General features: G+C 67.7%; 15 protein-coding genes. 5 read left to right on the top strand and 10 right to left on the bottom strand.

What is annotated here, in order from left to right; genetic code table 11:
* Positions 1–52: 52 nt before the first annotated feature.
* Positions 53–562 (bottom strand): hypothetical protein, encoded by a 510-nt coding sequence (locus ACQP1K_RS02255; RefSeq protein WP_433499204.1) that lies wholly within the window; start codon positions 560–562, stop codon positions 53–55.
* A 939-nt stretch (positions 563–1,501) separates the two neighbouring features.
* Here ACQP1K_RS02255 and ACQP1K_RS02250 point away from each other — a divergent pair.
* Together ACQP1K_RS02250 and ACQP1K_RS02245 are read left to right on the top strand one after the other, a co-directional pair.
* Positions 1,502–2,002 (top strand): N-acetyltransferase family protein, encoded by a 501-nt coding sequence (locus tag ACQP1K_RS02250; protein ID WP_433499203.1) that lies wholly within the window; start codon positions 1,502–1,504, stop codon positions 2,000–2,002.
* 1,299 nt (positions 2,003–3,301) lie between these two features.
* Positions 3,302–4,072: a phosphotransferase gene (locus ACQP1K_RS02245; RefSeq protein WP_433499202.1), complete on the top strand. Its 771-nt coding sequence runs from the start codon at positions 3,302–3,304 to the stop codon at positions 4,070–4,072.
* A 249-nt stretch (positions 4,073–4,321) separates the two neighbouring features.
* On the opposite strand, the gene ACQP1K_RS02240 is transcribed toward ACQP1K_RS02245, so the two are convergent.
* Entirely contained in the window at positions 4,322–4,801 is a 480-nt protein-coding gene (locus ACQP1K_RS02240) for a CGNR zinc finger domain-containing protein (RefSeq protein ID WP_433499201.1), read from the bottom strand.
* A gap of 106 nt (positions 4,802–4,907) precedes the next feature.
* On the opposite strand from ACQP1K_RS02240, the gene ACQP1K_RS02235 reads away from it, so the two are divergent.
* Positions 4,908–5,774 (top strand): alpha/beta fold hydrolase, encoded by an 867-nt coding sequence (locus ACQP1K_RS02235; protein ID WP_433499200.1) that lies wholly within the window; start codon positions 4,908–4,910, stop codon positions 5,772–5,774.
* Between the two features lie 33 nt (positions 5,775–5,807).
* Here the strand turns inward: ACQP1K_RS02235 and ACQP1K_RS02230 are convergent, their stop codons facing one another.
* The gene (locus tag ACQP1K_RS02230; protein ID WP_433499199.1) at positions 5,808–6,464 is read right to left on the bottom strand and encodes a TetR/AcrR family transcriptional regulator; all 657 of its coding nucleotides are present in this window, start codon (positions 6,462–6,464) and stop codon (positions 5,808–5,810) included.
* Positions 6,465–6,572: 108 nt separating this feature from the next.
* Here ACQP1K_RS02230 and ACQP1K_RS02225 point away from each other — a divergent pair, with 108 nt between their 5' ends.
* On the top strand, positions 6,573–7,616 hold the full coding sequence (locus tag ACQP1K_RS02225; RefSeq protein ID WP_433499198.1) for a medium chain dehydrogenase/reductase family protein: 1,044 nt from the start codon (positions 6,573–6,575) through the stop codon (positions 7,614–7,616).
* A 316-nt stretch (positions 7,617–7,932) separates the two neighbouring features.
* Positions 7,933–8,544, top strand: coding sequence for an ABC transporter permease (locus ACQP1K_RS02220; RefSeq protein WP_433499197.1), 612 nt, complete (start codon positions 7,933–7,935; stop codon positions 8,542–8,544).
* Positions 8,545–8,720: 176 nt separating this feature from the next.
* Here the strand turns inward: ACQP1K_RS02220 and ACQP1K_RS02215 are convergent, their stop codons facing one another.
* The 7 genes from ACQP1K_RS02215 to ACQP1K_RS02185 form a co-directional block, all read right to left on the bottom strand.
* Positions 8,721–8,921 carry a hypothetical protein gene (locus ACQP1K_RS02215; protein ID WP_433499196.1) on the bottom strand — a complete coding sequence of 67 codons (201 nt, stop codon included), beginning with the start codon at positions 8,919–8,921 and terminating at the stop codon, positions 8,721–8,723.
* Between the two features lie 212 nt (positions 8,922–9,133).
* Positions 9,134–9,760 carry a DinB family protein gene (locus tag ACQP1K_RS02210; protein ID WP_433499195.1) on the bottom strand — a complete coding sequence of 209 codons (627 nt, stop codon included), beginning with the start codon at positions 9,758–9,760 and terminating at the stop codon, positions 9,134–9,136.
* 368 nt (positions 9,761–10,128) lie between these two features.
* A complete protein-coding gene (locus ACQP1K_RS02205; protein ID WP_433499194.1) occupies positions 10,129–11,604 on the bottom strand; it encodes a non-reducing end alpha-L-arabinofuranosidase family hydrolase in 1,476 nt (491 codons plus the stop codon).
* A gap of 36 nt (positions 11,605–11,640) precedes the next feature.
* Complete coding sequence (locus tag ACQP1K_RS02200) at positions 11,641–13,062, bottom strand: endo-1,4-beta-xylanase (RefSeq protein ID WP_433499193.1); 1,422 nt, start codon at positions 13,060–13,062, stop codon at positions 11,641–11,643.
* Between the two features lie 1,118 nt (positions 13,063–14,180).
* Entirely contained in the window at positions 14,181–15,353 is a 1,173-nt protein-coding gene (locus ACQP1K_RS02195) for an MSMEG_0565 family glycosyltransferase (protein ID WP_433499192.1), read from the bottom strand.
* Positions 15,350–16,900, bottom strand: coding sequence for an FdrA family protein (locus ACQP1K_RS02190; RefSeq protein ID WP_433499191.1), 1,551 nt, complete (start codon positions 16,898–16,900; stop codon positions 15,350–15,352). Before ACQP1K_RS02190 ends, ACQP1K_RS02195 begins: the two co-directional genes overlap by 4 nt.
* A complete protein-coding gene (locus ACQP1K_RS02185; RefSeq protein ID WP_433499190.1) occupies positions 16,897–17,850 on the bottom strand; it encodes a carbamate kinase in 954 nt (317 codons plus the stop codon). The genes ACQP1K_RS02190 and ACQP1K_RS02185 overlap by 4 nt, the downstream gene beginning before the upstream one ends.
* Positions 17,851–17,923: the final 73 nt, after the last annotated feature.

The raw sequence follows: 17,923 nt of genomic DNA, 5'->3' as shown, positions 1-17,923 counted from the left end.
CGGACCGGTGGCAACACCGGCACCGCGCCCCGGGCCGACCGCACAAGCTCCTTCAGTTGTCCTGTGTCACGCCACGCCCTTCACAACGGACAGAGATGAGGAGTGCGATGGCGCTGACCGCGTAGGCGAGGGGAGCCAGCGCCCAGGCCCCTCCGTCAGGGCGCGTACCGAGGTAGAAGTCCGGCTGGCTGCCGGCAAGCATATCCGCGGGAGTACCCGCCGGTACGGGGGTAATCGGAAGCTTCCCCAGGAAGAGCACTAGATGGAACAGGGCCAAAACACCGCAGATTCCGCAAGTGACGCCGACCAGTGCGCGAGACCTTGTCACGGCAGCGAGGCCGATCTGAAACGGCAGGAGGCCGATGACGAAGACATCCAGGGCTAGGAAATCCCGTGCCGAAGCCCCGACAAGTGCGATGGCTATCAGCATCAAAGGCAACAGAGGCCAAGACCCTCCACTCGTGGTTGCGAGCAAGACCCACGGCACCAGCGCAGCACTCACCGCCACCACGAGCCACACCCACGAGCGACATCCCGTTCGCACCCTCTTCCATATGAGCACCGGAAAATTATACGGAACACCTTACGGAGTTGGCGCTATTTGAGCAAAAACGTCAAGTTCATCCGGAGGCGGCCGTCCTCCTCCTGCTAGAGACTCTTAAAGCACATGCTCGCAGGGATTTCAAGCCTAAAATCCTTGAGCAGGATATCTGCCGGTTCGGAGGAGCTTGAAGCGGGACGTGGTTGCTCCGCTGATGAGGCGAGCAAGAGGGAGCAGGTCCCGCACGACCATCACGTTGCCCCATGCCCGCCTGACCAGGTAGAGCAAGCCGCTCTGGCGAAAACAACCAGGTAGCCTCACCCGTGAATACATCCAGTTCGCATGAAGTAACACCGTTTCAGCGCTCACAGGCAACGCCCTATGGTTTCGATCCGACTTCAGCGGTCTCGCTCCGGAAGCATTGGTGACGATCGCACCATGCTCGCGGATCGTTTTCCCAACCTGTGGGAGCCGCCGTCCGGATTTCGGGTCGCCGACGCACCAGTCGGGGTTTGGCGCGGCCGAGCGCAAGGCTGCTTCGTGATGAGCAGGAGGGAACAAATCGGCGGTCGCGCCTGCGGATCGCCCCTGAATTCGGTCGGCCAGTGTTGATGGCGCTGTAGGTCGATACATCCTCGGCCGTCGTCACCGGCGCTACAGTCTCTGCGGTGCCGGACGATCGCCTTACGCTGCGCGGTGGGGAGAATATGGCCAACGGCCTGTCGCGTTGGAAGTAGGGTGTGCTGTTCACCGCACCGTCCGACGACAGACGGGTTCGAGGCGATCCTGAACGTGCGCGCAGGCGCGCCGGTGCACCTCCCGGCTCTTGCGCAGGATCTAGCGATACCCGCGCACGTACTGCACCCATTGCCCACGGATCGCACGTGGACAACTGAATCGTCTGGCCTCGCGTATGCCAGCCGTACGTACCTTCTATGAATCACTGACGGATGGATCGCTATGCAGAACTCGAACAGCACCCAGCCCGATGGACGGCCTGCTGCGGAACCGGTGACGTTGAGGTCGGCATCACCGGATGACGCGGACGTCATCACCGAGCTTTTCGTGGCTTCCAGAGCCGCCACGATGCCGTACCTTCCGCAACTGCATACCTACGAGGAAACGCGCTGGTGGATGCGGCATGTCGTGCTGGCAAAAAACCGTGTATGGGTCGCAGCCGACGCCGCCTCCCGCATCGTCGGCTTTGCGGCCCTGGATGGAGACGTGCTCGAGCACCTTTACCTCCACCCGAGCGCGCTCCGACGAGGCATCGGATCGATGCTCCTGAACGCCGTACAAAGAGCCAGCCCGGACGGAGTGCGCCTGCACGTGTTCCAGCGCAATACTGACGCTGTGGCCTTCTACACGCACCATGGCTTCCGGCTGGTCGACACGAACGATGGCAGCCGTAACGAGGAGAGGGAACCGGACGCCACCTATATGTGGACGTCCGAAATCTGAAGTGCTGGTCAGCCTCGCTCCAATGAGAGCCGGCGGATCGCCGTTCGGCAGACTCGGCACCGGTGGCCACCGGCAGGTGAGCGTCCCCTCGATCTGGACCCAGAGTCCTGACGAAAGACGGTACCCCCTGACCGGATGAGCTTGTGGTCGGCTCAGATTCTTTGATGTCCGACCGATATCGGCCATGAGCTGCTGCCGCATTGGGCATAGGATTTGACGGAATTAGCGACCCAAGGGCCGTAAACCGTCGTGACGCTACCGCTACTATTCTGGCAGAAGAGCAGGACCCGCGTCTGAGTCACTCCGGTACCGCTGCACATCGCCCAGCCAGTGCCACCGCTAATGCCGATCTGCGCGCTAGTGCTGCAGGTCGCCGCCTGGGCGGGAGCAGTCGGTGACATTAGAGTTGTCGCGGCGGCGGCCGCGGCCACCGCCGCCGCTGAAATGCTGAACTTCTTGATACGGCCCATTGGGTACCTCCTTCGGTGTCGATGTTCTTGATGGTAGTCACGGCTTCGGCGGATATCCACAGGAGATGACATGCAATTTGAGTAAGCGATTTACGGGCTGGTGAAAGAGCCAGAGATTGAAGTCCGGAATAGGGAGGCAGACTGTTAGTGAGTGTTTAAAAAGATCAATTCGAGAGCGGGGCGAGCGCCCACCGGCGGGTGGCAGTGGCGCCACGGGTGATCCGGCGGGCCATGCCGCTGATCGCGGCCCGGCGAATTATGGCCTCGGCCATAATCGAATGCCGCTCTTAATCACGGTACGGCGGCGATGGGCCATCAGCCGTGCCAGTGAGCGTTCCACTACCCGGCAGTGCGGGATGACGGCGGAGCCCACCTGACCGGACGCCCTCGCACCCGTCAGGTCTCCTGACGCGTCAGGCCAGAGTCGGCCGTTCACGAGAGACCGCGACCAATCGAAAGCCGAGACCACGCTGCGGCGTGCGCAGGGTCACGGGAAATGTCGGCCAACGCGCCGTCCCCTTCGGTAACCGCCGAACTGAGCGACGACGGCCGCGGACGACCTCGGACGCCGGTGGATCACCATCGATCGAAGCAGCAGGTCACCGAGATCGCGGGTCCATATACCGCTCTGATCTCGATCGCTTCGGGACGAAGAGGTCGTGGCTTCCAATCCCGCCACCCCGACCCGTGTGGTGTCTCAAGACATCAGAAACTCCCGAACCTATGGGTTCGGGAGTTTGTTTGTGTACTGGGTTGGTAGTCGCGGTCAGGGTCGGTGATCAGCTCGCGGGTGAGTTCTCCGCATTGTGACGCCACAACGAGGTGTGAGATGACTGAAGGCAGTGAGCTCCGCGGCGGCGTGAACGTGGTCCGTCGGCATGGCGACGTCGTCCACCGGCCGTCCTCCGTGGCGACGCCGGCGATCCACCGGCTATTGCGGCACGTGCGTACGCAAGGCTTCGACGGCGCTCCCGAGCCGCTGGGCTTCGACGCCGACGGTAACGAGGTGTTGACCTTCCTGCACGGCCAGGTGCACGAGGCGCTTCCTCCGGAACTGCGCACGCCCGATCTCCTTGACTCGGCCGCCGTTCTGCTGCGGCGTTATCACGACGCGAGCGCCACGTTCGAGACCACCCCCGGCGACCGATGGTGGCTGCCCGCGCGCTCGCCCGCCGAGGTCATCTGCCATGGCGACGCCGCGCCGTACAACTGCGTCGTGCGCGACGGCAGGGTGACAGGCTTCATCGACTTCGATGCCGCCCACCCCGGCCCGCGCATATGGGACGTGGCCTACGCGGTCTACCGGTTCGCACCGCTGCAGGCACCGAGCAATCCCGACAACTTCGGCACCCTGCGGGAGCAGGGACACCGCGCCGCCCGGTTCTGCCGCGCCTACGGCGTATCCGCCGATCCGGTGCTCCTCGACACGGTGACCGACCGGTTGCGCGCCCTCATCGACTTCATACGCGAAAAGGCGAGGCAGGGCAGCGAGGCGTTCCGGTCCCACATCGAGGACGGCCACCTCGACCTCTACCAGACCGACATCCGCTATATCGACGCCAACCGGGAGGCCCTGCTCACGACGTTCGGCGAGGAGTGACGTGCCGCACGTAGCGGAGGTACCCGGCCCACGTCCTCGATCGGCGCCCGTAGCCGCTTCCGGCCGATGCCAGGACGAGGTCGTTACCGCCCTTCACGCCCCCGACCACCGGGGCGGACAGGCCCGAAACACCACACTCATAAGATCGTTACCGGCCTGACAGGTGATCAACCAGCGTCACCGCCGATCAGGGACCAGAGCCGACAGACCCTGCCGACGGGTGGAGGACGTGTCGGCGGGTGGGACGGGTCAGCGGGTGCGTCTGTAGTGACGGCGTGCCTTCTCTCGGTTGCCGCAGACAGCCATCGAGCACCAGCGGGCGCGGTTGGCGCGGCTGCGGTCGAGCAGGAAAAGCTGGCACTCCTCGTTGGCGCAGGGGCGTAGCCGGCCGGGTAGTTGCTTCTCGGTGGCGGCCCAGGCGAGAACCATTTCGACGGCCAGCCGGGCGTGCGGAGGAGTCTCGACCGTCCACTGAAGACCATTCGATGTGATCTCGGGGATCTGGTGGACCCCCTCGAGCAGGGGGCTCAACGCGACGGGCGAGCTTTCTCCGCGCACCACGTCCCGCAGGATGTCCCGCACCTCGCGCAGCAGTGCCAGTTCCGCGAGGCTGCCTTCGCCGCCGTGCTCCTGCGCCCAGTGCCTGCCTTCGGCCGGGTCGCCGAGCGCGTCCTGTTCTTCACCGTTGACCAGTGGCCTGCTGTTGAGCAGGTCGAGCAGCGCGTCCATCGAGTGCCATCCTTCCTCTAACCAGATCGAGTCACTTGACAGGTTAGGACCGTTCATGGTTCCATGCTAGATAACTAACCGTATCAAAGATTCGAAGGGGTTAGACATGAGCTCGGTGCACCACCGGACCACCACAGTCGACGGCCATGAAATCTTCTACCGCGAAGCCGGCCCCGCCGACGCTCCCGCGATCGTCCTGCTGCACGGCTACCCGACCAGCTCGTTCATGTTCCGCGAACTCATCCCGCTGTTGGCCGACGACTACCACGTCATCGCGCCGGACCACCTCGGCTTCGGCCACTCCGCCGCCCCCCTCGCAGGGGAGTTCACCTACACCTTCGACGCCCTCGCCGAAATCACCTCCGGACTGCTCGACCAGCTGGGGCTGGACCGCTACGCCCTCTACGTCCATGACTACGGCGCCCCCATCGGATGGCGCCTCGCGCTCAAGCACCCCGAACGGATCTCCGCCCTCGTCACCCAGAACGGCAACGGCTACGAGGACGGTTTCGTCGAGTCGTTCTGGACCGATGTCTGGGCCTACGGGGCGAACCCCGGCCCCGACACAGAACCCGCCGTCCGCGCCGCGCTGAGCGCCGACGCCATCCGCTGGCAGTACGTGCACGGCGTGCCCGACCCGAGCCTGATCAGCCCGGACACCTGGGAGCACGACTTCGCCCTCATCTCCCGCGAGGGCAACGACGAGATCCAGCTGACGCTGTTCCGCGACTACCAGAGCAACCGCCCGCTCTACCCGCTGCTGCACGAATTCCTACGTGACAATGAGGTCCCGGTGCTCGCCGTGTGGGGCCGCAACGACGAAATCTTCGGCCCGGCGGGCGCGCAGGCCTTCGCCCGCGACGCCAAGGACGCGGAGGTGCATCTGATCAACGGCGGTCACTTCCTGCTGGAGAGCCACCTGGACGTCGTCGCGGGTTACCTGCGCGGCTTCCTCGGACGGGTGCTGGACTAACCGGCCGTGCGTGAGGTGCGTCGCGATGTGGGTTCAGGTGACCCTGAGACGCGCCAGAGCACCGATCATCCGTTCGGCTAGGTCATCCGGCCATGGAAATTTGCGGATCACCGCGCGCTGGTGGGCCAGGCCGTGCAGGCCCAGCCACAGCGCGACCGCGTCACTGAAGAGGTCCGTGCTGGTGGATTGACCCTCGGCGACGCAGTCACCGAGGGCGTCGACGAAGACCTGCAGGGCATCCATGCCCAGCCCGTCCATGTCGTCTTCGGAGATCGAGCCTTCGCTCATGTTCGGCGTCCACAGGCCGCCGAACATGATGCGGTAGCGCCCGGGGTGGGCCTGGGCCAGGTCGAGATAGGCGTGGCAGGCGGCGAGCAGCCGTTGCCGGGGATCCTTGCCGCTGCCCGCCGCTGCCGTGCGCATGGCCGTGGTGAGCCGGCCGAACTCCTGGCGTACGACGGCCAGCATGATGGCCTGCGGATCCGGGAAGTGCGGGTAGATCGAGGGCGCGGCGATCCCGATCCGGCGAGCGATCGAGCGCAGGGTGATGGCGTGTTCGTCGCCGTGTTCGTCGAGCAGTTCCACCGCGGCGGTGATGATCTCGTCGCGCAGCTTGCGCCCCTCGCCACGGCGATTACGCCTCCGGGTCGGTCCCGGTGCGGCGGGCTCCGCCGATTCGTTTTGCTTCACCCTGTAACCATACACCGCGAAGTTTACTGGGCGCCTCTCTTGCATCCGTAGACTTACGTGCGTTACCTTACGACTGTAACCAAACATCGGAATCTCAAGGGACAGGTCATGAACAGCACCGTCGCCACCCACACCACAGAGATCGTTTTACCTGGCCCGGTCGAGCCGAGCGGCCTGCTCGTCCAGGTCCGCGATATCCCGCCCCCGGCCGAGGGGCAGATCCTCCTGCGCATGGACGCCACCGGCGTGTCCTTCGCCGAGCAGCAGATGCGCCTGGGCAAGTACTACGACCAGCCACCGTTCCCGTTCGTGCCCGGCTACGACGTGGTGGGCACGGTCACCGCCACCGGACCCGGCGTGGACCCCGCGCTGGTAGGCCACCGCTTCGCCGCGGTCATCAAGGTCGGCGGGTGGGCCAGCCACCTGCTCGTCGAGGCCGGCGACCTCGTACCGGTGCCTGATGAGGTGGACGCGGCGGCCGCGGAGGCCGTGGCCGTCAACGGCGTCACCGCCTGGCAGATGCTGCACCGCACGGCCAAGGTCAGCGCCGGCGCGACCGTGGTGGTGCTGGGAGCCAACGGCGGTGTCGGCTCCATCCTCGTGCAACTGGCCCGGCACGCCGGGATCGCGGTGATCGGCACGGCCTCGGCGCGCCACCACGAGACCCTGCGCAAGCTGGGCGTGACCCCTGTCGACTACCACGATCCGGACATGTACCAGCAGATCCGCAAGCTCGCGCCCGGAGGCGTGGACGCCGTCTTCGACCACGTCGGCGGCCCCGGGCTGGTGCAGTCGTGGCGACTGCTGCGACGGGGCGGCACACTGGTCAACTACGGCGCGGCATCGGGCAAGAACGACAAGGGCAACGCCCTCCTACCGATGCTCAAGCTGTTCGCCCGGTTACTGGCCTGGAACCACCTGCCCAACGGCAAGAGCGCGCACTTCTACAACTTCTGGGCGGGCCGGCGCCGCCTGGCCGCCTTCCGCGACCGGCTCAGCGCGGACCTCACCCAGGTGCTGCGACTGGTGGCAGTCGGCGCCGTCGTCCCGCAGATCGCCGCACGGATCCCGCTCACCGACACGTCCGCCGCGCTGACACTCGCCGAGTCCAGGACGGTCCTCGGCAAGGTCGTCATCGTCCCTGAGACGTGAGGTCATGCCGTCGCGAGCGGCCCACAGGAAAGGCCGCGTACACAACCGCCGGAGTGAGGGAACCCGACTGCGGGCCGGGCATCCTGACGGCGGCGACCGGCCCGGCTCTTCACCCATGCCCCCACCGACAGCACCGCCGGGCACTCGACCAGCACCGCCCCCGCGCCGACACGATCGCGCTGTGACCGGGCCCGCACGACCTGGTCCACCGGCAGACCGTGATCCGCGCCTTCCCCTGACCGGCCGGGCTCATGCCACACCTCGTGGCCGCGCCGGCGCATCTCACCCCGAACCATCCACCCGAGAGGTCCACACCATGAACGCCATCGCCTCCACCACGCCGGTCCCCGCCATGCCGATCCCCGCGACCACGGTCCCGGCCGTGAACAAGGCCGACAACCGCTCCTCCTACATCAGCTTCGCCGCGGCCTTCATCCTCGGGCACGGCACGGCCGCGCTCTCCAAGGGCGCCGACCCGGTGCTCCCCCTGCCCGCCTGGGTGCCCCTCACCCTGCTCGGTGTCGGCGTCGTGGCCGGCCTGGTCCTGACCATGAGGGCGGGCGCCCGCGCCAAGCGTGGCGCCGACCAGTCCGAACTGCTCGCCGAGAAGCTGGTCGGGACCTCCTGGGTGACCGGCTTCGTCGCCCTGGCACTGGCCATCACCGGCGTGGCCACCGCCTTCGACCTGCCCGAACTGCAGGATGTGCTCTGGCCCGCCGGCTCCGTTCTCGTGGTCGGCCTGATCAACCTCGCCGAAGGCGCCGTCCGCCGCAACACCCTGCACTACGGCCTGGGCACCTGGCTCGCGCTGATCTCCTCCGCCTCCCTCTTCCTCGACACCCCCGGCGTCTACTCGGTACTGGCCATCGCGGGCGGTGCCGGCTACATCGTGGCCGCGGCCCTGGAACGCCGTCGCCTGGCCGCCTAGGCCAGACCCCTGATGGAGACGCGGCGGCCAAGGTCGTGAGCGCCTCGTGCATGTCGTCGCGGATCTCCCAGTGAACGAGCAGGCGGCGGAAAACTCGGCTGGGAAGGACGTCTCCGCGACGACGTTCACGAACCCCGGATCCCGCGGATACGCCTCGGTGACGGAGGATGCGGCGGTCACAGCTTCACCGACCTGATGGCCGAGGTCCACGGTTCGGCCTCCAGATGGGTGAGGTCGGGACTGGCCCCCGTACGCGCGGCGACAAGCGAGACCAGACGCTGGAACGGGACGATCGCCACCAGCGGCCGGATCAGGTCGGGAACCGGAACGAACGGAAGATCGGCCGCCTTGTCGGCCGCGCAGAGGAAGACGGGCACGCCGATCCCCCGCCGAGGCCGCCAGGCGCAGGACTTCGTTGGGATAGCGCTTGGTGCCCCGATAGCTGACCACCACGACCTGGTGTCGACCTGGCCGACACCCATTCGGGCGCACCAATGAGAACCGTGGTCGGTCCCGAGCAGGCGAGCAGGGCAGTGAATGAGCGCCCGCCACGCCGGTTTTCCCAAGGCCGGGGCAATACCGGGGCACATCACCTTCCCTCATCGCGGACGGTGGGCGCGGCTGCCGGACGCCGTGCTCGGTTCTGGTCAGCAGTCGTTCGTAGGCGCCATCCGGCCGGAGGGTCCTCACCGGCAAGCCCGTCCACGGCCTCGCGGAGGAGGTCGGCGTGGCCGGTGTGCCGGCCGTACTCCTCGATCAGGTCGCACACAATGCGCCGCAGGCTGGCATGGCGACCATCAGGCCAGGAGAGGTGGACGAACTGGTCGAGCCCGCTGTCGGCCAAGGCGGCGTCGAGCCTCGCCCTGGACCGTTCGACGGCGTCATCCCAGAGCGCGTAGAGCCGTTCGGGGGTGTCGTCGGCGGCCGAGTTGAAGTCCCAGTCGGGGTCGGCGTCCCAGTCTTCGGCATCCCACGGTGCGCCGAGCGGCGTACCGCTGAGCTTGGTGCCGAAGCACTGCTCCTCGACGCGCGCGAGGTGCTTGAGCAGGCCGCCGAGGGTCAGCGAGGAAGCACCGATGCGGGTCCGCAGCCCTGCCGCATCGAGGCCGTCGGCCTTCCAACGGAAGGTCGTCCGCAGACGGTCCAGCGCACCGACCAGGTGCTCGGCCTCGGTGCCGGCGAGAGGTGGCTCCCACGGGGCGTCGCTGTCGGTCATGGCGTTACGGTATACGTCACTACCGACGTCGCACGTCCGGGAATTCGGGACTACCGCACAAGCGGAAGGACACCAGCGGCACGGGCCTGGATTCGCCCCGCGCGGGCTCGCCCTCCTCCGGCGGATCTCAGTCGGCGAGGACCCCAGTGGACCTGACCACATGTCCGATCGGCCCCGACGCACGCGCTAGGGATCGTCGAGATCTCAAGCCGCTCTCGGCGACGCATGAAACATAGAGGCTCCGATGCACCGGAAAGGTGCACCTGATTCCGTTCGGATGCGATCAGGGTGATCGCGTCCTCGCACGAATCAGGTGCACCTTCGTCAGTTCACCGGTCGTGCCCGGCCCGTACGCCGGACAGCGGGGGTCAGCGCTGCAGGGTCAGCAGACCCGGCCGGTAGGGCAGGAGACCGTAGTCGCCGCCGGAGTTGGGGCTGCGGCCCTGGTAGAGCAGCTGCAGGTTGCAGGGGTCGACCGTCTTGGTCTGGTCGGGGTTGGCGCGGACCAGGTCACCGTGGCTGATGTCGTTGGTCCAGGTGGCGCCGCTGTTGGCCTTGCCGGCGAAGGGGTTGCTCTCGCTCGTGGCGTTCGGGGTCCACGTACCGTTCAGGCTGGTGGCCGTGAACGAACGGAAGTAGCGGCCCTGCGAACCGATCGCCTCAACGATCATGAGGTACTTGTTCTGGCCCTGGAGCTTGTAGACCTCGACCCCTTCGAACAGGTTGTTCGTCGAGTCGCTCATGATCGTGGTGTAGTTCGAGCCGAAGTTGCCCGGGAAGTTGCCGATGGGCATGCTGGACCGGTAGATCTTGCCGTTGTCCCCGGCGAAGAACAGGTACATGTTGTTGTCGTCGCCGATGAGCGTCTGGTCGATGGGGCCCGTCCCGGAGCCGGAGATACTCGCGGTGGACAGGGTCTGCTGCGAGGACCAGCCGTTCGGGTTGGACGGGTCGGTCGACGTCCGGTAGGAGAAGGCGGTCCCGCCCCACTGGTAGGCCAGCACCCAGATGTTCTTCGGAGCGAAGTAGAACAGCGTGGGCGCGACGGTGGAGAAGTTCATCGTGTTCTGGCTGGCCGAGGCCATGTCGGACCAGTTCGAGAAGAGGCCGAAGTTCATCGAACCCCACCTCGTTCCCGTGTCGTGCGTCGTCGCGTAGACGAGGTGCTTGCCGTTGTAGACGACGTTGGTGAAGTCCTTCAGCGAGACCCATCCCGACTTCGGGTTCGCCAGCGCACCGGTCGACGTCCAGCGGTAGGTCGTCGGAAGATCACACGTGCCGGGTGTCGGAGTCGGCGTCGGGGTGGGCGTCGGCGTCGGGGTCGGGGTAGGGGTCGGTGTGGGAGTCGGGGTGGGGGTCGGCGTGGGAGTGCCGGAGCCGCCGCACGTCACACCGTTCAGGGCGAAGGACGTGGGCACGGGGTTGCTGCCGTTCCACGAGCCGTTGAACCCGAAGTCGGTGCTGCCGCCGGAGGGGATGGAGGCGTTGTAGGAGACGTTGGTGGCGGTCACCGACGAGCCGGACTGGGTGTGGTCGGCGTTCCAGATCTGGGTGATCTGCTGACCGGCGCCGAAGGACCAGCTCAGCTGCCAGCCGTTGACCGCGTCACCGAGGTTGTTGATCGTGATGTTGACGTTGAAGCCGCCCGGCCAGCTCGACGCGATGGTGTAGTCGACCCGGCAGGCGATGGCGGCCTGTGCGGGCTGTGTGGCCAGTATGCCGACTCCGGCCAGCAGGACCGAGGCGGCACCGATTACGAGGCTGCGGCGCGCGGCCCGCCGGGGCGGTGCCGCGGTCGCGACGGTGGAGACGCGCGGTGACCGCGCTCGCCAGGACAGACGCATCTGTGTTCTCCTCATCATCATCATGTCCGACCGCCGTCAGGAACTGGTGCAGGTAGCGGTCGGGGTGGCCGCGCTGCCGTTGCCGGTGAAGCCGAAGGTCGTGGAGGCGCCGGAGGCGATGGAGCCGTTGTAGTCGACGTTACGCACGGTCACGTTGGAGCCGGACACGCTCTGTGTGCCGTTCCACAGGTTGGTGATGCTCTGCCCGCCTGGCCAGGTCCACGTCACGGTCCACCCGTTGACCGCGGAGCTGCCCGCGCGGACCGTCACCTCCGTCTGGAAGCCGCCCGGCCAGCTGTTGACCGTCTGGAGCGTCGCCGAACATGCCCCGCCGCCCGGTGTCGGAGTCGGGGTGGGCGTCGGTGTGGGTGTGGGCGTGGGTGTCGGTGTCGGGGTGGGTGTGGGCGTGGGTGTCGGTGTGGGGTTGGGGGTGGCGGCGTTGAGCGCGTTCAGCACCGAGGTGTAGGCGGGCTTCTTGTTGCCGCTGCCGTCGAACAGCAGCGGGTTCTGGTAGGAGCGCCAGGAGTCGCTGTCGCGGACGCCCCACACGGTGATGCCGACGCAGCGCGGCACGGCCAGGCAGTCGTTGACGATGTTGGCGTAGGTGGTCGCCGAGGCGCCCTCGACGTCCAGCTCGGTGATCGCCACGTCCACGCCCAGGGCGGCGAAGCTCTGCAGCGTGGTGCGGAAGTTGGGGTTGTAGGCGCTACCGCTGTTGAAGTGGCCCTGCAGTCCCACGCAGTCGATCGGCACGCCGCGCTGCTTGAAGTCGCGGACCATGTTGTAGACGCCCTGCGTCTTGGCCCAGGTCCAGTTGTCGATGTTGTAGTCGTTGTAGCACAGCTTGGCGGCCGGGTCGGCGGCCCGCGCGGTGCGGAAGGCGACCTCGATCCAGTCGTTGCCGGTCCGCTGGAGGTTGGAGTCGCGGCGGCCACCGGAGCTGCCGTCAGCGAAGGCCTCGTTCACGACGTCCCAGTAGGCGATCTTGCCCTTGTAGTGGGCCATGACGCCGTTGATGTGGTCGATCATGGCCTGGCGCAGCGAGCCGCCCGACAGCGACTGCATCCAGCCCGGCTGCTGGGAGTGCCAGGCCAGGGTGTGGCCGCGGACCTGCTTGCCGTTCTGCACGGCCCAGTTGTAGATCCGGTCGGCCTGGGTGAAGTTGAACTGCCCCCGGTTGGGCTCGGTGGCGTCGATCTTCATCTCGTTCTCGGCCGTGATCATGTTGAACTCACGGTTCGCGATCGTGGTGTACGTCGAGTCACCGAGCCTGCCGGCCGCGATGGCCGTGCCGAAGTACCGCCCGCTCTGCGCGGCCGCCGCTGCCAGCGTGCTCGCCGCGGCGTCGGCGGGAGCTGACACCGCCACCAGAGCCGTGGCGCCGAGGATGCCGAGGGCACCGACGGCCAGGGCCCGGCGTAACCGGGCTCCAGGCGAGGGTAGGGCGTTCGTGCCCATTTCTGAGCCTCCGTAACTGCATCACGAATAGAGGGGAAGCGCGGGGACATCCCCGCGGGCTCGACGCCGCGCCCCGCCCGATTCGGGTGGACGCACACCACCGGGGCGTCGCAGATGCGCGGCCTCCCTGCCCGTGCACCAGCCGGTAGCGGGGACCGCTTTGGAGACCAAGTGTGGAAACCGCACCCGAAATTTGTCAAGACCGGCAAAGAAACTTTCGATGTGACCTTTTGCGCGATAGTCGGAATTCGCCCGCCTAAGGGATATCGGTTGTCGTGAAATTTGCGCTTCCCGCTCACTCGCACTGGAAGCGGTGGTGAAAGTTTCACCATCAGATCCGCACCGACTGGGCGCGCCGCCGCGAAGACCCCAGGTGGACCGGGATGAGGGCCCGGCACCGCCGGCGCGCGACGCATCGGGTCCTTGACATCGACTCCCTCCCTCCTGTGTGCTCCACCCCACACCACCTCCCCCGGTCCAAGAGAGAAGGGATTCGGCCGATCGACAGAATGTGAGCGCTAACAACCATGGTTCCGCATGTGTCGTCGCCCAGACCTCGTACGACTCGCGCGGGCACCGCGACCCGGACGGGCACCACGTCCCGGAGCGGTCCGATTCCCCTGGTCAGGAGGTTCTCGCATTCGGCAGGGAGGGCCGGGTCGCCTGACCACGGTCCTTCACGGCGGATCCGGAAACGACGAACGGCCCCGCGCCGGCACCCCGGACTCCGCCATTCCGACCGGAACGTTAATTCAGGATGTTCACCCACGAGAGCTGAAATATCGGCGTTTTCGGCGTTAACGTGAAACACCACACCGACGTTACGCGGCACGCACACGCTCGGCGGAACACCTCATAGCGGTAACAGTCGACCAGAAGACCTCGTCCCCCCGGCGACTCCATCGCATCAGGTCCGGCCACTCCACAGCCGCGTTCCGCCGACGAGCCGGACGAGCGCACAAGGACGCCCCGGCGAGAGACGAGCCGTCGCCAGGCCGGCCGCAGGACGACGACACGACGAACACGACCTGGGCACGTGCGCGAGTGAGACAGACCTCCCGGCCGACCACGATCCGGCGATCGTGACCGGCGGAGTTCCCGAGGGCGCGGTCGGCGGATCAGGGCGTCGGTACGGGAACCTCCGCGTACAGTTCGAGATGCCGCCTGGCACTCGCCGTCCAGGTGTATCCGTCCACCAGCGCCAGGCCCGCGGTCCGCAGCCGGTCACGCAGGTCGTGGTCGTCCAGTGCCCGTGACAGGGCGTCCGCCAGCGCGTCGGGATCGCCGATGGGGACCAGCAGGGCGTCGCGGCCGGGCACAAGCCACTCGCGGAACACCGGGAGATCGCTGGTGACCACGGGAACGCCGGCCGCCATCGCCTCCAGCGCGGCCAGGCCGAACCCCTCCTTCACCGACGGGAACGCCAGCACGTCGGCCGCGGCGTACCATGCGGCCATCTCCTCCTCGGGCACGGTGCCGAGCTCGACGACATCCCTGCCCAGCTTCAGGCCGAGGGGGCCGAGGCTCGCCAGGACCCTTTCCCTGTAGGCCCGATGGTCCTGGAAGGAGTGGCCGCCGAGCACCGCCAGCACCGGCGGCGGAGTCCGTCTCCCGACCAGTCTGGACAGGGCGGCCACCAGGGTGTCCGACCCCTTGCGCGGCTCGATCCCGCCGACGGCCAGCAGCATCGGGCGGTCGCTCGCGCCGACCCTGGCGCGCAGCCGTGCCACCAGGTCGGGCGGGGCCTGGCGGTATCGGAGCGGGTCCACCCCGTTGGGGACGACGGCAGCGTGCACGCCGTAGTCCTCGCGCAGGATGCGCTGCCAGGTCGTGGTCACCACCAGGATCCGATCCGGTTCGAGGATGGCGCGGGTCTGGCAGTCCATCAGCGACGCGCTGTCGAAGTCGTCGACGTGGTGGACGGTACGTACGACCCGGCAGGCGGCCCCGGCGTCTCGCACCCGCGCCGCGGCGCGCGCCGAGATGCAGTCCTGGGTGTGCAGGATGGGATGCGCGGGCGCGACGTCGGCCAGGGCGATCTCCAGCGCGTCGATGTTCGCCGCCACCTTCTCCTCGAGTCCCCCGCCGACGGTGGGGGCCGGGACGACATGGGTGGGCGCGGCGACCGGCCGGAAGAAGCCCTTCTCGGGGTCTCCCAGGCCGACGATCACGACCGGTTGCCCCAGGGCGTGCAGCGCCTCGCCCAGCGCGAGGGTGTGCGCGACTCCGCCGCGGGGCTTCGTACTGTAGGTGACCAGGGCGACGGGCGGCAGTCCGGAATTTCCGATCATCGGTTCGTCTCCGTGATCTCTGGGCGGCGGCTCGCTATCGCCGCCGCCGCGTAGGCGGCCCGGGCAGCGGTCTCGGTCACCAGGCAGCCGACCCGTTCGAGCGCGGCCCGCTGCTCTGTGTAGCCCTGTGGATCGGTGTCCGCGCCCAGAACGTAGGCGACCACCCGAGGTCCCCCTTCCGACATGATCTCCTTGAGGACCGGAGCGAGCCGTCCGGCCGGATCCTCGTGCGAGCCGTAGCCGAGCACGACGTCCAGCAGCACCACAGCGACCTCGGGATCGCGGGCTTCGCCGAGCATGAGCTCCAGGCGTACGCCGGGGTCGATCATCGGGTGCGGCCGGCCGACGGTGTACTCCTCAGCGCCGAGATCGAGCAGCACGTGCGCGCCCGGAGGGGCCGGGAGCGCCTGCTCGTGCCGGAGCGGCTCGTTGGAGTACACGTTTCCGAGCAGCTCCCCGATGATCAGCTGCGCCTCGTAGCACAGCGTTCCGCCGGAGTAGTACCCGCGGATGACGCGCCGCCGGTCGTCCAGCGCGGCGATCGCGTCCGCCACCTGTTCGCGTACGCCCGTCGACGTCGCCGGCGGGGCGACGCCCACCAGCTCCGCCGCGGCGAGCGCACCGGTCTCCAGCGTCCGCGCCAGCCGGACGCCCGCAGGCGTCTCCATCCGGTCCAGGCCGAGGAAGGTCGCCACGGCCGGCTTCGACGTGCACTGGCCCAGCACCTCGCGGGCGACCGCCTCGCTGGGCGGCTTGGAGACCAGGAGGATCGCCTCGGTGTCCGGGTCCTGGTCGAGGGCGCGCACCGCCGCCTTCGCCATCCGCCCGCCGATGTCCTCGGACAGGTCGCGGCCGCCGACGCCGATCACGTGCGAGACCCCGACGCCCCAGCGGTCGAGCAGTGCCGAGACCTCCTGGGCTCCGGTGCCCGCCGCGGCCACGACGCCGACCGGCCCGCGGCGTACGGCGTTGGCGAACCCCAGGCCGACACCCGAGATCACGGCGGTTCCGGCGCCGGGCCCCATGACCAGCAGGCCGAGCTCGTCCGCACGCCGCTTGAGCTCCGCCTCCTCCTCGATCGAGACGTTGTCGCTGAAGAGCAGGACGTGCAGCCCCGCCGAGAGCGCGTGGTGCGCCTCCACCGCCGCGTAGTCTCCCGGCACGGAGATGACCGCGACGGTGGCGTCGGGCATCTGCTCGACGGCCTGCTCCACGGAGCGTGGCGGGGCCGCCGCTCTGTCTCCCTGCTCTTCTGGCGCCTGTGCGTAGACGGCGTCCGCGCCGGAGTCGAGAGCGGCCTGTGCCGCGGTCTCGTCGCTCGCGCGTACGGCGAGCACGAGATCGTTCGATCCCGCGGTCCCGATGACCTCCTCGCCGAACCCCTCGTCGGCGAGACTCTCGCGTCCGGAGGGGGTCGCCATGACCGCGCCGGCCCAAGAGACGCCCGTTTGCTCGGACATCACCGAGGTGGCCACGAGCAGGCGCAGCGAGTCGCAGTAGGTGTCGCGGACGACACGGGACAGGGCGACGTGCTTGGGTGTGCTCATGCGATGCTCTCGACTGGTTCGGGGATGATACGGGTACCGACGCGGGTCGTCGGGTCGAGCGCGTGGAGCATCCGCTCCGCTGAGGTGATGACCGCCGTTCCGCCGCTGTGCCGTACGAACTCGGACGCGGCGCGTATCTTCGGCCCCATGCTCCCGGCCGGGAACTGGCCCTCCGCCAGGTACTTCTCCGCGAGGGCGAGGGACATCTCGTGTACGACACGGGCCCGCGGCGTCCCGTAGTCGACGGAGACCGCGTCGACCCCCGTCACCAGGATCATCGCCTTCGCCCCGACGTCCCTGGCGAGGCGTGCGGCCGCCCAGTCCTTGTCGATCACGGCGTCGACGCCCACGTAGCGGCCTTTCTCATGAGAGACGGCGACGCCGCCGCCTCCGGCCGCCAGGACGATCTTGTCTGCGGACAGCAGCGCCGCGACGGCGGACGACTCCAGCATCTCGACGGGAAGGGGCGAGGCGACCACCCGCCGATGGCCTCTTCCCGCGTCCTCCCGCATGGTCCAGCCGCGTTCCGCTGTCAGGTCGAGCGCCTGCTGCTCGGTGAAGAACGGGCCGATCGGCTTGGCCGGCGTCTCGAACGCCGGATCCGTACGGTCCACGGTCATGTGCGAGACGACGGCGACGGCCGAGCCGGCGCCCAGAACCGAGTCGATCGCGCGTACCAGGACGCTGCCCAGCTGACCTTCGGTCATGGCGTTGAGGATGTGCAACGGCTGGGGCGGGACGAGATCGACCCCTCCCTCCTGCTGGATGGAGAGGTTTCCGACCTGCGGGCCGTTACCATGAACGACTACCACCCTCCATCCCGCCCGACACAAGTCCGCGATCCCGGCCGCCACCTGGGCGGCGTTGTCCTCGATCTGCTCGGAAGTGCCTTCCTGGTCCGCTCGGGTCAGGGCGTTCCCGCCGACCGCCACCACGGCGACATTGCTCACGAGCCGTCCTCACCTCAGTATCCGATACTAGATGATGCGTTTACGATAGTGAACCCAATGGAAGGAATTGGCA

It is taken from the genome of Sphaerimonospora sp. CA-214678 (assembly GCF_050942215.1).
In the GTDB taxonomy this organism is placed as follows: Bacteria; Actinomycetota; Actinomycetes; order Streptosporangiales; family Streptosporangiaceae; genus Sphaerimonospora.
The sequence above is the reverse complement of the archived record's forward strand: the minus strand, read 5'-3'. Positions and strand labels throughout refer to the sequence as shown.